The sequence below is a fragment of the Arthrobacter sp. P1_C12_2 genome (genome assembly GCF_056406415.1).
On sequence record NZ_JBFUAF010000004.1, the window covers coordinates 162009 to 176208 of the forward strand.

The following is a 14200-nucleotide window of genomic DNA, read 5'->3' on the forward strand; positions in this document are numbered from 1 at the left end:
TTCCAAAGTCCGGCTTCCCATGAGAGGGTGTGAATTCTTATGAAAAAGATCGGGTTTCTGTCCTTCGGCCACTGGGGCGACGTCCCCGGTTCCCGTGTGCGTTCCGCCCGGGACGCCCTCCTGCAGGCGATCGAGTTGGCGGTGGCCGCGGAGGAAATCGGCGTCGACGGCGCGTTCTTCCGGGTCCACCACTTCGCCGAGCAGCAGGCCTCGCCATTCCCGCTGCTCGCCGCGATTGCCGCCGGTACGTCCCGCATCGAGATGGGCACCGGCGTCATTGACATGCGGTACGAGAATCCGCTCTACATGGCAGAGGAGGCCGCCGCCGTCGACCTCATCAGCGGAGGGCGCCTGCAGCTGGGGGTCAGCCGGGGTTCGCCCGAGTCGGTCCTGGCCGGCTACGAGGCCTTCGGGCATCTTCCGGCGGAGGGCGAGTCCGCCGCCGACATGGCCCGCCGGTACACGGAGCGTTTCCGGGATGCCATCGCCGGAGCAGGCATTGCCGTGGCCAATCCGCAGGTCAGCGGGCACAGCGGGCTGGTCCCGGTTCAGCCGCTGTCAGCAACGCTCCCGGAGCGGATCTGGTGGGGTGCGGGCAACCGTGCCAGCGCCCGGTGGGCGGGGGAGCAGGGCATGAACCTCATGTCCTCGACCCTGTTGACGGAGGACACCGGAGTTCCCTTCGACCAGCTGCAGGCCGAGCAGATCGCCGGGTTCCGGGAGGCCTGGGCAGCGGCAGGGCATGCGCACACGCCGCGGGTGTCCGTATCGCGCAGCATCATTCCGCTGATCGATGATGAATCGCGGCGATATTTCGGGCTGCGCGCGCAGGCAGACGCCCGGGACCAGGTGGGCTACCTCGACGGCGGGCTGGCCCGCTTCGGGCGCAGCTACATCGGTGAACCCGGCCGCCTCGTTGAGGAGCTCGCCCGGGATGCGGCCGTGGCCGCGGCGGACACCGTGCTGGTCACCGTCCCCAACCAGCTCGGTGTGGACTTCAACCTCCGGCTGCTCGAGGCGGTTTCGCGCGACCTCCGCCCCGCCTTGGGCTGGGAGTGACGACGGCGGCTGGGAGTGACGACGACTGCCGGCTCCCGCCGCTAGGAGGCTTTAGCGCTGGTGGTGCCGGGGCCGGCGTTGATTGCCGCCGCCACCAGACGGTCGAAACTCGCGGTCCCGTTCTCCGGAGGGACAACCGTGACCACCGCCACCCACTTCCCGGCGGCATGTTTCTCCAGCGTTGAAGCCCGGGCCACATGCAGGTTCAATCCCGGTACGCCGCTGACAAGGAGCGGAACCTGTTCGCCGCTCTTGGCCATGTGCCGGAATTGCCTTACCGACAGTTGGTCGCCAGGGCTGCTCGTGACCTCGGCGAGGGTGTCATTGATCCTCTTGGTCAGCCCCCGCATGAAGCGCCGCTGGGCCATGACCGTGCGCACCGTGAGAAGCGCGGCGAACAAGAGAGTGAACAAAACCAGGGCACCGAAACTTCTGAGGATGGACAGAAAGATCATCAGGAACAGGCACAGGATCAATCCCAAAATACTCGACATGATGAACTTGATAACGGGGCTTTCGCCCGGTTTCTTTGACCAGCGAACAAGGGCGACGATGTCCTTTCGGGGCTGATCGCGCCGTGAAATTTCCATGATTAGTACCCCTTCACTTCCATGAGCGCTTCGGCCAGGATGATTGCCTCGCGTGCTTCCTTGAGATCGCTCAGCAACCCCATATCGGGAATGGCTCCGGTGGCCACTGTGGAGCCGGCGAGTTCGGAAAAGATGCCGCTCAACTTTTCGCGGTCCTGTGACAGCATCCGGGACGACGTCAGCTTAATTTTGCTCAGCTCAAGCTCCAGCAGTGACTTGTCGATGGCCTCACGACGGCCTTCCATGACCGCCAGCTTTTCGGTGACACGCTGGACACGGCCGCGGAGCATCGATTCCATCTTTCCTGCCACGACGTGGAGTTCGCACAGCGCGGTGTAGGACTGCGGCGACCCGGAGTGCGCGGCGAGCTGCGCACTGACGTAATGGCGCCGTCGTTCCCATTTCCGGACCGCGGACTCAGATGGTCCCAAGAGGAGCGAAACGGCTGCCAGTGCTTTGTCCAGCGACGCGGCCCGGGTGCTCAGGCTGGTGGTGGCGTCGTCCAGCCTCGACAGGAAGGCGTCGTAATTGTCGTGGGGCTGGGTGCTATCGGGATTCACGAGCCACTCGCGCGCGCTGGCGCGATTCCTCTCGCCGGATTTTGACCCCGTCTCCCATGGCAAGAGGATAGAGGCTCCGGGCCCGGAGGCATAGAGTGCGGCTTTGGATCCAGAGGATTTCGGGCCAGTATCAGCGGCACAACGCCCTATCAAAACCTGGGAAACACGGCGGGCGGGTCGTAGTGGGCGTGCCGCTCGTGGAGGGCGTCCGGGTCATGGACTCCGGCGGCTTCGGGAAGGTAGCCGTGGGGTAGTACCGAGCGACCTCCAGCATGTAGTTCGCCCACTGCGGGCCCGCGAGCATGTATCCGTCAATGGCCTTGTAGAACTTGCCGTTCACGGTGATGTTCTGCCCGGGCCGCTTCTGGCCTTCCAGGGCGTCGCCGAAGAAGGAAGCCGTCGCGAGGCCGCTCGTGTAGCCCACCACCCATGTGGCGCCGTTGGTGTTGGAAGTGCCCGTCTTGGCCGCGGCCGGAAACCGCTCTTGGACCTTGGGCTTGATGTAAACGCCGGATCCGCGTTTCAACACGTCCTGCAGCACGGCGTTCACGCCGCGGGCGACCTCGGGCTTGATCGCCCTGTGACAGGCGCTGGTCTCGGCCGGCAGCTTCTGTCCGGCCGCGTCGGTTACTGCTGAAATGGCAATCGGCGCGCAGTATGTGCCGTCGTTGGCGAAGGTGGCAAACGCATTGGCCAGATGGAGCGGCGCCACGCCAATAGCACCCAGCAGGTTGCCCAGCTGGTGCATGTTCACCTGAGCGTTGTCCACGCCACTGTGGATCCCTGCGGCGTCCACCATTTTCTGGATGCCGCAGAAGTCGAGTTGGGCGGCCTCGGCGAAGGTGGCGGTGTTGATGGAGTTGTACAGCCCGTAATCCACGCGCATGCGGCGGTAGTATCCGAGATCGTTGTTCTGGAGATCGTCCGCCGCGCCGAGGTGCTTCTGGCTGGTGCTGAAGGCGCCAAGCACCCTGCCGCAGCTGGATCTCCACGGAAACCCGAGGGGATAGGACCGCCGGGAGGCGTCCACCATGGCGGCGAGGGATTTGCCCTCGTTGAGCCATTCGGCAAACGTGAACGGCTTCATGGTGGAGCCCGGCTGGAACCCACCGGCGCCGTTGAGATCGTTGCCGTTGGCATCCCTGGAATCGACGTTGAAGTTCAGTTGCGTATCGAATTTCCCGGGCGCCGGGAGGAAGACAGTGTTTTGCGCCATCGCCAGGATCTTGCCCGTGCCGGGTGCGATGGAGACCATCGCGGCGCCCCATTTGTCCGGATTGGCCCCGGCCGTGGCATCGACCTGCGCCTGGGCGGCCAGTTGGAGCCGGCTGTCCAGGGTGGTGCTGATGGTCAGGCCGCCGCGGTACAGCTTCCGCTCACGCTCGGCAATATCGGCGCCGTAGGCCGGGTTGTTGAGGATGAGGTGGGAAACGTAGTCGCAGAAGTACGTTGCCATTTCCGCGCCGGCGCATCCCTGCCTTCCGGGAGTGATCTTGAGATCCACCGCGGCGGCGACGGCCGCATCGTGCTGCGCTTGCGTGATGACGCCGTGGCTGAGCATGCTGGCGAGAACCTGGTTGCGTCGATGGACGGCGTTTTCCGGATGGACGTCAGGATTGTAGTAGCTGGGGCTGTTCACGAGGCCGGCCAGTAGGGCAGCTTGCGGCAGGGTGAGGTCCTTGGCGGTGGTGTTGAAGAAGTAGCGGGACGCGGCTTCAATGCCGTAGGCGTCCCGGGCGAAGAACACGATGTTCAGGTACCCCTCGAGGATTTGGTCCTTGGTGTATTTCTTCTCCAATTCGACTGCGAGCCTCATCTCGCGAATCTTGTCGGCCATGCTCTTCTGCCCGTTGAGGACAATTTGATCGCCTCTGTCTGCCGACACCAGGGATTCATTGAGCACGTTGGTGACGTACTGCTGGGTCAGGGTGGAGGCGCCCTGCCTGCCGCCGCCGGTCAGGTTGGACACCAGCGCCCGGAGAATCCCCTGGGGGTCGATGCCGGCATGTTCGTAGAAGCGGCGGTCCTCGATCGCGACGATCGCGTCCTTGATGTACGGGGACATCTGGTCGAGCCTGACCTTCACGCGGTTTTCCGCGTAGAAGGTGGCGATCGCCTTCCCGTCAGCGCTGAGCACCTTGGTGGACTCCGACGGCGGATCCACCGTCAGTTCCGACGGGAGGCTGTTAAACAATTTAATCGAGTCGCTGACGGCAACGCCCGTCGCGGCCACGGTGGGGACCAGGAGGCTGGCGGCCAGGACGCCGCAGACCGCGCTCGCGGTCAAGAACCAGAATAGCCGCCAAAGGGTCGAGGCTATTAGGGATCGGGTGCGTTTCCTGGGCGCCATGGTGCCTGAACAGGCTAGGTCAACGAGTCGATGGCGACGGTGATCGCCAGGAGGAGCGGGACGTCCTCGCCTTCCGCGATTTCAACGCCGTAGGACTCACGCACGCGGAACCATTTCTTGGAGATCGTGGCCACCGTGCGGCCGTCGCGCTCGATCTGGTACTCGTGGTCGACGATGTTCCCGTGCGCCTTCATATCGGCGCCGCCCTTCACATCGATGGCGAAGCGATCCCGGAGCCCGACCAGCGCCTTGTGGACCGTCGCGGCGGTGTCGCCGCCGCGCTCGACGTCGACTTTGTCCCGGATCGAAAGCTTGCGCTCCTGGATGCGCGCCACCTCGTTTGCAGAGGTGTCCTCCAGAACGAAAGTGTCCCGGAGCCGGACCGCCTTGCCGTTGACCTTGTAGGCGGGTCTGCCCTGATCGTCTTCGATCCAGTAATCATCCCCGATGGACAGCAGTTTCTCGCGCATCTGAAACCGCTGGACCGCGGACTCGTCATGGCGGTGCCGTAATAGTCCCATGTCCCGACCATAGGGCCGCTTTGCCGGCCGGCACCTCACCCGAACCGGATGGTCCGGGGTCGCAGAACTGTCCTCGCTGGTAACCTGAACATCATTGTTTGAGTAGTTGAATGGGCTGGGAGGGCCGGTGCCGGAAGTGCAGAAAGAACGCGCCAAGCGGGCGGACGCCGTCCGGAACAAAGATGCCATCATTGACGCCGCGTTGACACGCCTCAGTGATAATCCCGGGGCAAGCATGGCTGAGATTGCCCGGGTTGCGGGGGTGGGCAGGGTGACCCTCTACGGCCACTTCGCAGACCGGAAGGACCTGGTTGGCGCCGTGTTCGAGAGGGCCATGGACCGCGCCGAGGCCGAACTCGCCGCTGTCGACATCGAGCAAGACACCTGGAACTCCCTGCAGGAGCTCGTCCAGTCATCCTGGCGGGTCCTCCACCAATTCAGTGCGCTTTTGGCGGCGGCCGAACCGTATCTCTCAGCCGACCAAATCAGGGCTCACCACGACAAGCCGCTGGCCCGGGTGATGTCGGTGCTTGAAAAGGGCAGGAGTGAGGGGATCTTCCGTACCGATCATTCCGTCGCGTGGCAGGCCGCCTGCTTCTACGCCATCCTCCACAGCGCGGCGGCCGAAATCCGGGCGCAACGACTGGATGAGGTCGCGGCGGCAAAGATCCTTCCGTCAACGATCCGGGCCCTCCTGGTCCCGCCAGACACGCCGACCGATAAGTTTCTGCACTAGACCTACTTGGTGCCGCCGTGGCGCAGGAACTCGGTGATCCTCGTTGCCATGGCCTTGGACTGCGTCCAGTGCAGGTAGTGCTCGCCCCCAAGGACCACCAGCTGGTGGCGCCTTACGTTGGCCAGCTGCCGTTCGTGCGCGCCGTACCAGTCCGGCTGCTGGTTCATCGTGTCCTGTGACAGGAAGTAGAGCACCGGAAGTGCGTCGGGGTAGCGGAGATCCTGGAGCTTGGCGGCATTCTCGCCCATTCGGAGTGTTTCGTCAGTGACTGCCGGGTTGCCGAAGTTCCAGCTCGTTATCTGACGCATTTGTTGGCGTTCAGCTGCCGTGAAGCTGCCGCCGCCGGGTTCTCCAAAACCCAGCGCCGTGGCCCAGCGGACCAGGCCTGTGGTCGACGGCGCATGCGCCCACCAGTAGTCCGCTGCAGGCATCTCGGCGGGGTCGGTGGTTCCGCCTGTGGACATCCTGCTGGCCGGGACGGTGGGGTCGATTCCGATAACGGCGGACACCTCCGCAGGATACTTGTTCGCGTAGTACAGCGTGGAAAAGCCGGCGATCGAGTGGCCCATGAGAGTGTATGGCGCCCTGATGCCGAGCTTTGACAGCACTTCATGAAGTTCTTCGGCGATGTTTTCCACGGTCCTTGGCCGGGCAGTCATGTCGCTTAAGCCGTAGCCGAATCCCTCAACAACCACTGTTCGGAAGCCGCGCATTTCCCGGACCAAGGGGGCAAAATCGAGCCCCGGGGCAGGGGTCCCGAGTCCACTGAGCAGCACGACCGTCGGCCCGGTCTCGCCGGTGCGGGTGACATTGATGGTTCCCTCATTGAGGTGAACCTTTTCGCCGTATGCGACGGTGTGGGACTTTTCGATCTGTTCCAGGATGAGATTGGCCGACGTCGAGGCGGCCAGCAAACCGGCCACGCTCAGCGCCACAACCCCCGCCATGCGGAGGCCCCGCATCCGGGGACGCCTGCGGGGCGGATTGTCCAGGGCTGGGCGGGTGTGGCGGGAGGGGCGCGGCATCATGGCAAGACTCCAGGACGAAGGGACTGAGGTAGGCGGTGCGACGTCTCCGCGCCGGGACCGGTCAGGTCAGGCACTTTTGTTGGGCAATATAAACTATACAGCGCTGTTTGAGATAAAGCTCTGGCTGACGATGCCCCAAGCTTTTTACAACCCCCGCCCACTAGGGTCGGCGGATGACCTAAGCCCGCGTCTCGACTCATGGTCGCAGCGCCGGAGCGGACACACTCAAGGTCGCGGAGCTCTCCTCCGTTCACCATCAAACCCGCGAGGATCGCCATGAGAATCTACTCCGCCCGCGCAGCCGTAACCACCCTGATCCTCACGGCCGGCTGGTTGGCGGTGGGGCTCCCGGCACCGGCCCAGGCCGCGGGCACCACGTACTTCGTCAGTGCCTCGGGGAGCGACACCAATCCGGGAACCTCCAGCGCTGCGCCGTGGAAGTCACTGTCGAAGGTCAACTCGATCGTCTTCAAGCCCGGCGACACCRTCAGTTTCCGCAGGGGCGACACCTGGGCCGGAGGCATTGTGACCACCCAGAGCGGAACCGAGGCTGCACCCATCACCTTGATCGGCTACGGGACCGGCAATGCTCCGACGATTACCGGCGGCAAGTCTGGAAACTGCATCAGGATCAACGGCAACTTCACCACCGTTGACGGTCTTCGCGGCGTCTCCTGCGGCTACGCGGGCATCAGCGTCACCGGCGACCGCAATACGGTCCGGAATTCCAGTGCCTCCAACAATGCTGTTGGCATCAAGGCGGGGACCGGGTCTGACTTCGGGAAATACACCGGCAATGTCCTGACCAACAACAACGTCATGAACGTCCTGACGCAGGGCACGAACTGCGGGACACCCCAGGCCGTGAACTGCAATGACGACTCGGGCGCTTCCGGCGTGCTGATCAACGGCAACGACAACGAACTTTCCGGCAACACGGTCAGCGGCTCCACTGCGTTTTCCTACGATTACACCCGCGACGGCGGTTCTTTCGAAATCTACAACGGCAGCCGGAACTACATCCATCACAATGTGTCCCTGGACAACAACAACTTCTCCGAGATCGGAAGGTCCTCCGGGACGGCCGACGGCAACACCTACCGCTACAACCTGGTCCGGTCGACCTGTGGAGCCAACTGTGCCCAGGCCAAGGGCTTGATCGCCCGCGGTGCAGGGACGTCCTTCGGGCCGACGAACGGCACAGTCTTCGAGTTCAACACCGTGTATCTGAACGGGCCGCAGTCCCAGGCCGTTGTCTGCCATGCGGGCTGCCCTGCATCGACCGTGATCCGCGGCAACATCCTGGCCGGGGTTAGGAACTCCTTGTGGATCAACGGCTCAGGCTGGACCGAGAACCAGAACGTCCTCAATGGCCCGGTCAACTTCGTACCGAACAGCACATCCACCACTGCGTCTGCGCGCTTCGTGAACGCACCGGCCGATCTCCACCTGACCGGCACCAGCCCGGCCATCGACCGCGCCGGAGCGAGCCTGTCCGCCGTCGACCTCGCCGGAAGTGCGGTACCCCAGGACGGGGACTGCAACGGGACGGCCGCTGCCGATTCGGGCGCCTACGAGTTCGACTCGCCCAACTGCTGACCTACGCCGCGCCGGCATCGGCTCAGCTGGTGCCGGCTTGGCTCCAGCGTTGCTCGATTCGGCCGAATTTCCAGACGGCGAGCGCGATCAGCCAGATGATCACGAAGAGTCCGACAATGATGTACCCGATGCCTTCGAGATCCAGCGAACCGATTGCGGCCGCCGGCCCGGATTCGATTCCCAGCTTATCCGCCGCCAGCCCGAGCAGCACGGTGACACCGAGGACCAAGGCCACCACCACCGAGAGCACCGTGACCGTGAGGTTGTAGAACACCTTGCGGACCGGCTTGAGGAACGCCCACCCGTAAGCCCGGGACATGAACACGCCGTCGGCGGTGTCGAAGATGCTCATGCCGGCCGCGAACAACACCGGCAGGACCAGGATTGCGTACCAGGGCAAGGAGAAGGCCGCGGAACCGGCCGCGAGCACGAGCAGGGCTATCTGGGACGCGGTGTCGAATCCCAGGCCCATCAGCAGGCCGACCGGATAGACGTGCCACGGCTTGGTGATCCGCCGGATGGTTCCGCCGAGCAGCCGCGCCAGGAAACCCCGGTTGTTGAGCTGCTGCTCAAGCTCGGCCTCGTCCAGTTCCCCGGTCCGCATTCCGCGGAACACCCGGGCGATGCCAATCACCGAGACGAAGTTCATCAGCCCTATCAGGATCAGAAACGTTCCAGCCACAACGCTTCCCACCAGCCCCAGTGTCTGCATCAGGGCCGAATCCCCATCCTGCACGGTGCCGGCCATGGCCCTCACGCCGAGGGCCAGGAGCAGCGCCGCGCCGAAGACCACGGTCGAGTGGCCCAGCGAGAACCAGAAGCCCACCCCCAGCGCGGCCTTTCCCTCGCCGACCAGCTTGCGCGTGGTGTTGTCGATGACGGCGATGTGGTCGGCGTCGAACGCGTGCCGCACCCCCAGCAGAAAGGCGGTAACGCCCAGCCCCACCCCATACACACCGGAGCGGCCCAGGGCGAAGTTCTGTGGAGCAACGGCCAGGGTCAGCACACTCCAGCCGACAACGTTGAGCAGGACGACGAAGCCGGTGATGCCGGCGAGATGGAACTTGTCCCGGCGATCCCAGCGACTGGACGTTGGTCGCACCGGCTGCGCTACAGGCAACAAGTTGCTCATAATCCGTAAGGGTAGGCGCGGGGGTCGCCGCTGCCAAGACCTCGCGGACTGCGGCGGACCACGCGCGGCGGTGTTGCCGCCGGCAATGCCTGCGCATGCGCCGTTGACCCGGAAACGCCCGGCCCTATCCGCCGGTGCGGCCTCCATGCAAGCATGGGGATCACCGATCATGCACAGCGAGGGGACTCGATGAAATCCAATGAACTGCTGCTGGACGCCTTCGGCCGGATCCGCGAGACGGTGGCCGCGGCCTTGGCCGGGGCCGATGATGCCACCCTGCTCCGACGGCCCGGAGGCCACGGGAACTCGATGGCCTGGCTCATCTGGCACCTCAGCAGGGTCGAGGACGCGCAGCTCGCCTCCGCCGCAGGCCTGGACCAGGTCTGGACCTCGCAGGGGTTTGCCGCCCGATTCGGCCTGCCGCTCTCCACGCGGGACACCGGCTACGGCCACACGAGCCGCCAGGTGGACGCGGTGCAGGCACCGCCGGAGCTGTTGCTCGAATACTACGACGCCGTCCACCGGCAGACCGTGGAATTTTTGGAGACCCTCGGCGACGACGACTTCGACCGCATCGTCGATACCCGCTGGGACCCGCCCGTCACCCTCGGGGTGAGGCTGGTGAGCACGATTGCCGATTGCCTCCAGCACGTGGGGCAGGCGGCCTACGCGAAGGGCCTGGACCCCGCGCGCGGGCACGGCTAGGGCGGTGCCGGCCATGCACGCTGCTGAGATCCGCCGGCTCTTCCCCGGGCTCAAGGACACCATCTATCTCAATACCGCCTCCATGAACGTCGGCTGCGCCCCCGCCCGCGAGGCTTACGGGCTGGCGGTCGAGCGCTGGTCCTCCGGCCGGTTCGACTGGATGGAAGCCGAGCGGGCAGGGGAGGAAGCCCGCGCCATGTTCGCGGAGATCGTCGGGGCGACGGCCGGGGAGATCGCAATCGTTCCGGCCGTGAGCTCAGCGGCCGGGATAGTGGCCGCCAACCTGCCGCCCGCGAAGCACGGTGAGAACATCGTGGTCGCCGGGAACGAATTTGCCTCGAATTACTATCCCTGGCTTATGCTCCGGAACCGCGGCTACGAGGTCCGCGCCGTGTCACCGGTCGGTGATTGTGTGACGGCTGAGGCGTTTGGGCAGGCGGCCGACGGCGGCACGCGCCTGATCGCCGTGAGTGCCGTTCATTCGGCCAACGGGTACCGGGCCGACCTGGCCGCGCTCAGCCGGGTCGCGGCCCGCTCCGGAGCCTGGTTCTTCGTCGACGCCTGCCAGGCAGCGGGCGCGGTGCCGCTGGACGTGGTGCGTGACGGCGTGGATTTCCTGGCCGCCGCAAGCCATAAGTTTCTGCTCGGCTCCAGGGGCATGGGCTACCTCTATGTCCGCAGCGGGCTGCTTGACCGGCTCCAACCCGTCGGCCCCGGCTGGAAGGCCGCCCGCAACCCGTCCGGGAGCTTCTACGGACCGGCCATGGACCTCTCGCCCACGGCCTCGAAGTTCGATGCCTCATTGGCGTGGTTCCCCGCACTGGCGGAGCAGGCGGCGCTCGGCATTTTCCGCCGGTTCGGGATCACGGCCTTGCTCGATCGCAACGCCCGGCTCGCCCTTCGTCTGCAGGATGCCCTGGCAGCGCAGTGCTCCGACTTCCGGCCCTTCACCGGGCAGCACCGCTCCACGATCTTCTCCGTGCCCGTGGGAGATACCGAGGCGGTCTTGGCGCGGTTCCGCCAGGCCAACGTGGTGGCATCGGTCCGCGAAGGCAGGATCCGGCTGGCGGTACATTTCTACAATTTGGAAGAAGAGCTTGACCGCGTGGCCGGGCTGATCGGACGCGGGTGAGACTTAGGCGCGCCCGTCTTCCTTGTCGTCGCTGGCGTAGGCGAGGCCGATCTGGCGCCTGACTTCGTCCAAGGCCTCCATGACCTGAACGCTCTGCCGCGGCGGCAGGATGTCGTTGGCAATGGCGCGGACCGCAATGAGCCGCTCCATTTCCCGTGCCTGGTATTGCATTCCGCGGCCGGAGACGGGCTCGTCGAAGTGCTCCACGACGTTTCCGTCGGCGTCGTACCTGGTGAAGGCCGACGGCGTGTACCAGACTGACGGGATCTCGATCCGGCCTTCGGTTCCGATGATCGCGGCCTGGTTTGGCCCTGCCGTGTCCAGCGCGCAGTGCAGCACGGCCTGCTGTCCGTCACCGTATTCGAAGATCATCGCGGTCTGCCGGTCAACACCGGTTTCAGTCATGCTGGCCGCTGCCCGGATGCCGACCGGCGCCCCGAAGACGTCGAAGGCGAAGGACACGGGGTAGATGCCCAGGTCCAGGAGCGCACCGCCGCCCAGCGCCGGGTCATTGAGGCGGTGCGCCGGATCCTTGGGCAGATTCTGGTTGTGGTCCGCGATCACTGTCCGGACCTCGCCCAGGGCACCGGACCGAATCAGCTCACGGATACGGACCATGTGCGGAAGGTAGCGGGTCCACATGGCCTCAAGTGCGATCAGTCCCTTGGTCTCGGCGAGCTCCACAATCTCCTGGGCCTGCCGGGCGTTCATGGCGAAGGGCTTTTCAATCAGCACGTGTTTGCCGGCGTCCAGGGCCAACAGCGCATTCTCGTGGTGGAACGGGTGGGGCGTCGAAATGTAGACAATATCGACGTCCGGGTCAGCCACGAGGTCCTCGTAGCTCCCATGGGACGAGGGGATCTGAAACCGGGCCGCGAACTCCGTGGCCGATGCCAGAGTCCGGGAACCCACGGCCTGGACCACTGAGCCGTTGCTCATCAGGTCCGGCGTTTGCAGCCCGGCGATGAACCCGGTGCCGAGAATTCCCCACCTCGGAACGGGCGTGGAGAGATCGGCGGTGCCGGTGGCGGCGTGCTCTGACATGCGTTTGGATTCCCTTCGGGCGGGCGGTCACGAAAGCATCGGGCAACCCTTGGAGCGTCCACGGCTTTCCAGGACGTGTTCGTATCCTAAGCCCGAAATCCGGGGCTCATGGTGTGAGCGGGCCCTGAAGCACGCGCAGGGCAACGGCCGCGTCACCTTCAATGAGGGCGCTGTCTGCCAGGTTGGATCGCCCCCACAGACCCAGATACATCACCGGCAATGGGGCGGAAATCGACGCCACGGCGGTACCGGGGCCCAGTGTCCACCTGGTAGCCCCGGGCACCTGGAAGGTCACGGCTTTGTCCGGGTGGGGCATCCGGCCCAGTCGCAGCTGGCGCGGCGTGAACATTGCCAGGACCTCGTCCACACCGTCGAGCATGAAGTCGTCCGCCAGTGCGGGGGCCTCCAGGCCAAGCGCCTGACAGGCGTCGACGAGGTGGATGGCGTGTTCGTGAGCCTGCCGCCGAAGCCAGAACCGGGCGATGCGCGGCGGCGGGCCAAAGTTCCAGCATTCTTTCTCGGGATCAAGTGCCGTCATCGTCTCGAGAAAAGTTGCCGTGCCCTCGAGAAACCAGGCTGCGGCGCCCTCGGCCGGCGGTGCAGGTTCCTGGACGAAGGTGCCCGCACGAACCACGGCTCCGGCCCATCGCTCGATCGAACCGAGATGCCCGAAGAGTTGCTCGAGTGTCCAGCCCGGGCACGCCGGAACGGCGCGGCCAAGCGTGTCCCGCTGCTGCCGTGCGAGCGTGCCGAGATGGTCCAGGGAGCTGGTCAGCTCGGCCAGGAATCGATCGGGCGACATGAGATGAGCCTAACGCGACATGGGCAGAGATTCCGGCGCGCCGACACTCGCGCCGCGCCGGCCGGCCTCGTGCCAGTAGGATGCCTCGCATGCGTCCCACACGACAGTCACGGCAATGAGCGGATACCCGGCACCGGAGCCGCTGACCGAGCGATTTGCGGCCCAGTCCGTGATCGAGGAGCTGTTGGCAGTCCAGGCGCTTGTTCCGCCGCGTTCGCTGCCCAGGCGGATGTTCGGTGCCAGCCCGTTGAGCGACGCCAGCTGGCCCTGGTACCGGGGTGCGCTGGGCGAAATCGCCGTGGGCCGGATTCTGGCAGGGCTCGGGCCGGAATGGCTGGTGCTGCATGCCGTCCCCGTGGGCTCGGGCTGGGCGGACATCGATCATGTGCTGGTCGGTCCCGCCGGCGTGTTCACCCTCAACACGAAGAACCATGCGCGTCAATCAATCTGGGTGGCAGGGCAAACCCTGATGGTGTCAGGAAAGAAACTCCGCCATCTCCACAATTCCGCCCACGAGGCCGCCCGGGCCTCGAAACTGCTCAGTACGGCCGTGGGTGCCGCCGTCGATGTCACGGCGATCGTGGTGATCGTGGAACCCCAGCGGCTCACGATCAAGGAGAAGCCGCGCCAGGTAGTGGTGCTGAGCGATCGGCAGCTCCTGGCCTTTCTGCGGCGGCGCCACGCCGTGCTCGACGCGGAACAGGTCCAACGCGTTGCCGAAGCTGCCGTGAACGCCCGGACCTGGCACACGAAGCCCCCGACGCCCGGCAATCCGGATGAGCTCAAACGGAACTTCGCCTCGCTCCGGCAGATGGTTGATCAGGCACGACGGCGCCGGGTTGCGTGGGTGCTTGGCGTTCCCGCCATCGGCTTCTTGGTGCTGGCCACTGCAGGTCAGCTGGGCGCAGCGATCCTGCACGCAGTGATGAACCGGTAGGGGAG

At 65.2% G+C, this 14200-nt stretch carries 14 protein-coding genes; 6 read left to right on the top strand and 8 right to left on the bottom strand.

Annotation, left to right across the window (positions count from 1 at the left end; all coding sequences use genetic code 11):
- Nucleotides 1–39: 39 nt before the first annotated feature.
- Nucleotides 40–1059, top strand: coding sequence for an LLM class flavin-dependent oxidoreductase (locus tag AC1DZQ_RS06585; RefSeq protein WP_476962750.1), 1020 nt, complete (start codon nucleotides 40–42; stop codon nucleotides 1057–1059).
- A gap of 41 nt (nucleotides 1060–1100) precedes the next feature.
- Here AC1DZQ_RS06585 and AC1DZQ_RS06590 read toward each other — a convergent pair whose 3' ends face one another.
- The 4 genes from AC1DZQ_RS06590 to AC1DZQ_RS06605 all read right to left on the bottom strand — a co-directional run bounded on the left by AC1DZQ_RS06590 (nucleotide 1101) and on the right by AC1DZQ_RS06605 (nucleotide 5080).
- Nucleotides 1101–1649, bottom strand: coding sequence for a hypothetical protein (locus tag AC1DZQ_RS06590; RefSeq protein WP_476962751.1), 549 nt, complete (start codon nucleotides 1647–1649; stop codon nucleotides 1101–1103).
- 2 nt (nucleotides 1650–1651) lie between these two features.
- Nucleotides 1652–2209 (bottom strand): hypothetical protein, encoded by a 558-nt coding sequence (locus AC1DZQ_RS06595; protein WP_476962752.1) that lies wholly within the window; start codon nucleotides 2207–2209, stop codon nucleotides 1652–1654.
- Nucleotides 2210–2339: 130 nt separating this feature from the next.
- Complete coding sequence (locus tag AC1DZQ_RS06600; protein ID WP_476962753.1) at nucleotides 2340–4559, bottom strand: transglycosylase domain-containing protein; 2220 nt, start codon at nucleotides 4557–4559, stop codon at nucleotides 2340–2342.
- A 14-nt stretch (nucleotides 4560–4573) separates the two neighbouring features.
- On the bottom strand, nucleotides 4574–5080 hold the full coding sequence (locus AC1DZQ_RS06605; protein ID WP_476962754.1) for an LURP-one-related/scramblase family protein: 507 nt from the start codon (nucleotides 5078–5080) through the stop codon (nucleotides 4574–4576).
- A gap of 235 nt (nucleotides 5081–5315) precedes the next feature.
- Here AC1DZQ_RS06605 and AC1DZQ_RS06610 point away from each other — a divergent pair, with 235 nt between their 5' ends.
- The gene (locus AC1DZQ_RS06610) at nucleotides 5316–5816 is read left to right on the top strand and encodes a TetR/AcrR family transcriptional regulator (RefSeq protein ID WP_476962755.1); all 501 of its coding nucleotides are present in this window, start codon (nucleotides 5316–5318) and stop codon (nucleotides 5814–5816) included.
- A 2-nt stretch (nucleotides 5817–5818) separates the two neighbouring features.
- Here AC1DZQ_RS06610 and AC1DZQ_RS06615 read toward each other — a convergent pair whose 3' ends face one another.
- Nucleotides 5819–6844, bottom strand: coding sequence for an alpha/beta fold hydrolase (locus AC1DZQ_RS06615; RefSeq protein WP_476962756.1), 1026 nt, complete (start codon nucleotides 6842–6844; stop codon nucleotides 5819–5821).
- A 276-nt stretch (nucleotides 6845–7120) separates the two neighbouring features.
- On the opposite strand from AC1DZQ_RS06615, the gene AC1DZQ_RS06620 reads away from it, so the two are divergent.
- Nucleotides 7121–8443 (top strand): right-handed parallel beta-helix repeat-containing protein, encoded by a 1323-nt coding sequence (locus AC1DZQ_RS06620; RefSeq protein WP_476962757.1) that lies wholly within the window; start codon nucleotides 7121–7123, stop codon nucleotides 8441–8443.
- Between the two features lie 22 nt (nucleotides 8444–8465).
- Here the strand turns inward: AC1DZQ_RS06620 and nicT are convergent, their stop codons facing one another.
- Nucleotides 8466–9575, bottom strand: coding sequence for a Nickel transporter NicT (gene nicT / locus AC1DZQ_RS06625; RefSeq protein ID WP_476962758.1), 1110 nt, complete (start codon nucleotides 9573–9575; stop codon nucleotides 8466–8468).
- Between the two features lie 189 nt (nucleotides 9576–9764).
- Here nicT and AC1DZQ_RS06630 point away from each other — a divergent pair, with 189 nt between their 5' ends.
- Both AC1DZQ_RS06630 and AC1DZQ_RS06635 read left to right on the top strand, forming a co-directional pair.
- The gene (locus tag AC1DZQ_RS06630) at nucleotides 9765–10280 is read left to right on the top strand and encodes a mycothiol transferase (RefSeq protein ID WP_476962759.1); all 516 of its coding nucleotides are present in this window, start codon (nucleotides 9765–9767) and stop codon (nucleotides 10278–10280) included.
- A 13-nt stretch (nucleotides 10281–10293) separates the two neighbouring features.
- Nucleotides 10294–11412 carry an aminotransferase class V-fold PLP-dependent enzyme gene (locus tag AC1DZQ_RS06635; RefSeq protein ID WP_476962760.1) on the top strand — a complete coding sequence of 373 codons (1119 nt, stop codon included), beginning with the start codon at nucleotides 10294–10296 and terminating at the stop codon, nucleotides 11410–11412.
- Between the two features lie 3 nt (nucleotides 11413–11415).
- Here the strand turns inward: AC1DZQ_RS06635 and AC1DZQ_RS06640 are convergent, their stop codons facing one another.
- Entirely contained in the window at nucleotides 11416–12456 is a 1041-nt protein-coding gene (locus tag AC1DZQ_RS06640) for a Gfo/Idh/MocA family protein (protein WP_476962761.1), read from the bottom strand.
- A 106-nt stretch (nucleotides 12457–12562) separates the two neighbouring features.
- Nucleotides 12563–13258: a maleylpyruvate isomerase family mycothiol-dependent enzyme gene (locus AC1DZQ_RS06645; protein ID WP_476962762.1), complete on the bottom strand. Its 696-nt coding sequence runs from the start codon at nucleotides 13256–13258 to the stop codon at nucleotides 12563–12565.
- Nucleotides 13259–13373: 115 nt separating this feature from the next.
- Here AC1DZQ_RS06645 and AC1DZQ_RS06650 point away from each other — a divergent pair, with 115 nt between their 5' ends.
- Nucleotides 13374–14195, top strand: coding sequence for a nuclease-related domain-containing protein (locus tag AC1DZQ_RS06650; RefSeq protein WP_476962763.1), 822 nt, complete (start codon nucleotides 13374–13376; stop codon nucleotides 14193–14195).
- Nucleotides 14196–14200 lie beyond the last annotated feature (5 nt).

What these genes read in the sequence shown, in the direction of transcription:
- AC1DZQ_RS06610 (WP_476962755.1), top strand. Translation starts at nt 5,316, where the DNA reads ATGGCTGAGATTGCCCGGGTTGCGGGGGTGGGCAGGGTGACCCTCTAC.
- AC1DZQ_RS06650 (WP_476962763.1), top strand. Translation starts at nt 13,374, where the DNA reads ATGAGCGGATACCCGGCACCGGAGCCGCTGACCGAGCGATTTGCGGCC.
- AC1DZQ_RS06590 (WP_476962751.1), bottom strand. Translation starts at nt 1,649, where the DNA reads ATGGAAATTTCACGGCGCGATCAGCCCCGAAAGGACATCGTCGCCCTT.
- nicT (WP_476962758.1), bottom strand. Translation starts at nt 9,575, where the DNA reads ATGAGCAACTTGTTGCCTGTAGCGCAGCCGGTGCGACCAACGTCCAGT.
- AC1DZQ_RS06600 (WP_476962753.1), bottom strand. Translation starts at nt 4,559, where the DNA reads ATGGCGCCCAGGAAACGCACCCGATCCCTAATAGCCTCGACCCTTTGG.
- AC1DZQ_RS06585 (WP_476962750.1), top strand. Translation starts at nt 40, where the DNA reads ATGAAAAAGATCGGGTTTCTGTCCTTCGGCCACTGGGGCGACGTCCCC.
- AC1DZQ_RS06605 (WP_476962754.1), bottom strand. Translation starts at nt 5,080, where the DNA reads ATGGGACTATTACGGCACCGCCATGACGAGTCCGCGGTCCAGCGGTTT.
- AC1DZQ_RS06645 (WP_476962762.1), bottom strand. Translation starts at nt 13,258, where the DNA reads ATGTCGCCCGATCGATTCCTGGCCGAGCTGACCAGCTCCCTGGACCAT.
- AC1DZQ_RS06635 (WP_476962760.1), top strand. Translation starts at nt 10,294, where the DNA reads ATGCACGCTGCTGAGATCCGCCGGCTCTTCCCCGGGCTCAAGGACACC.
- AC1DZQ_RS06640 (WP_476962761.1), bottom strand. Translation starts at nt 12,456, where the DNA reads ATGTCAGAGCACGCCGCCACCGGCACCGCCGATCTCTCCACGCCCGTT.
- AC1DZQ_RS06630 (WP_476962759.1), top strand. Translation starts at nt 9,765, where the DNA reads ATGAAATCCAATGAACTGCTGCTGGACGCCTTCGGCCGGATCCGCGAG.
- AC1DZQ_RS06615 (WP_476962756.1), bottom strand. Translation starts at nt 6,844, where the DNA reads ATGATGCCGCGCCCCTCCCGCCACACCCGCCCAGCCCTGGACAATCCG.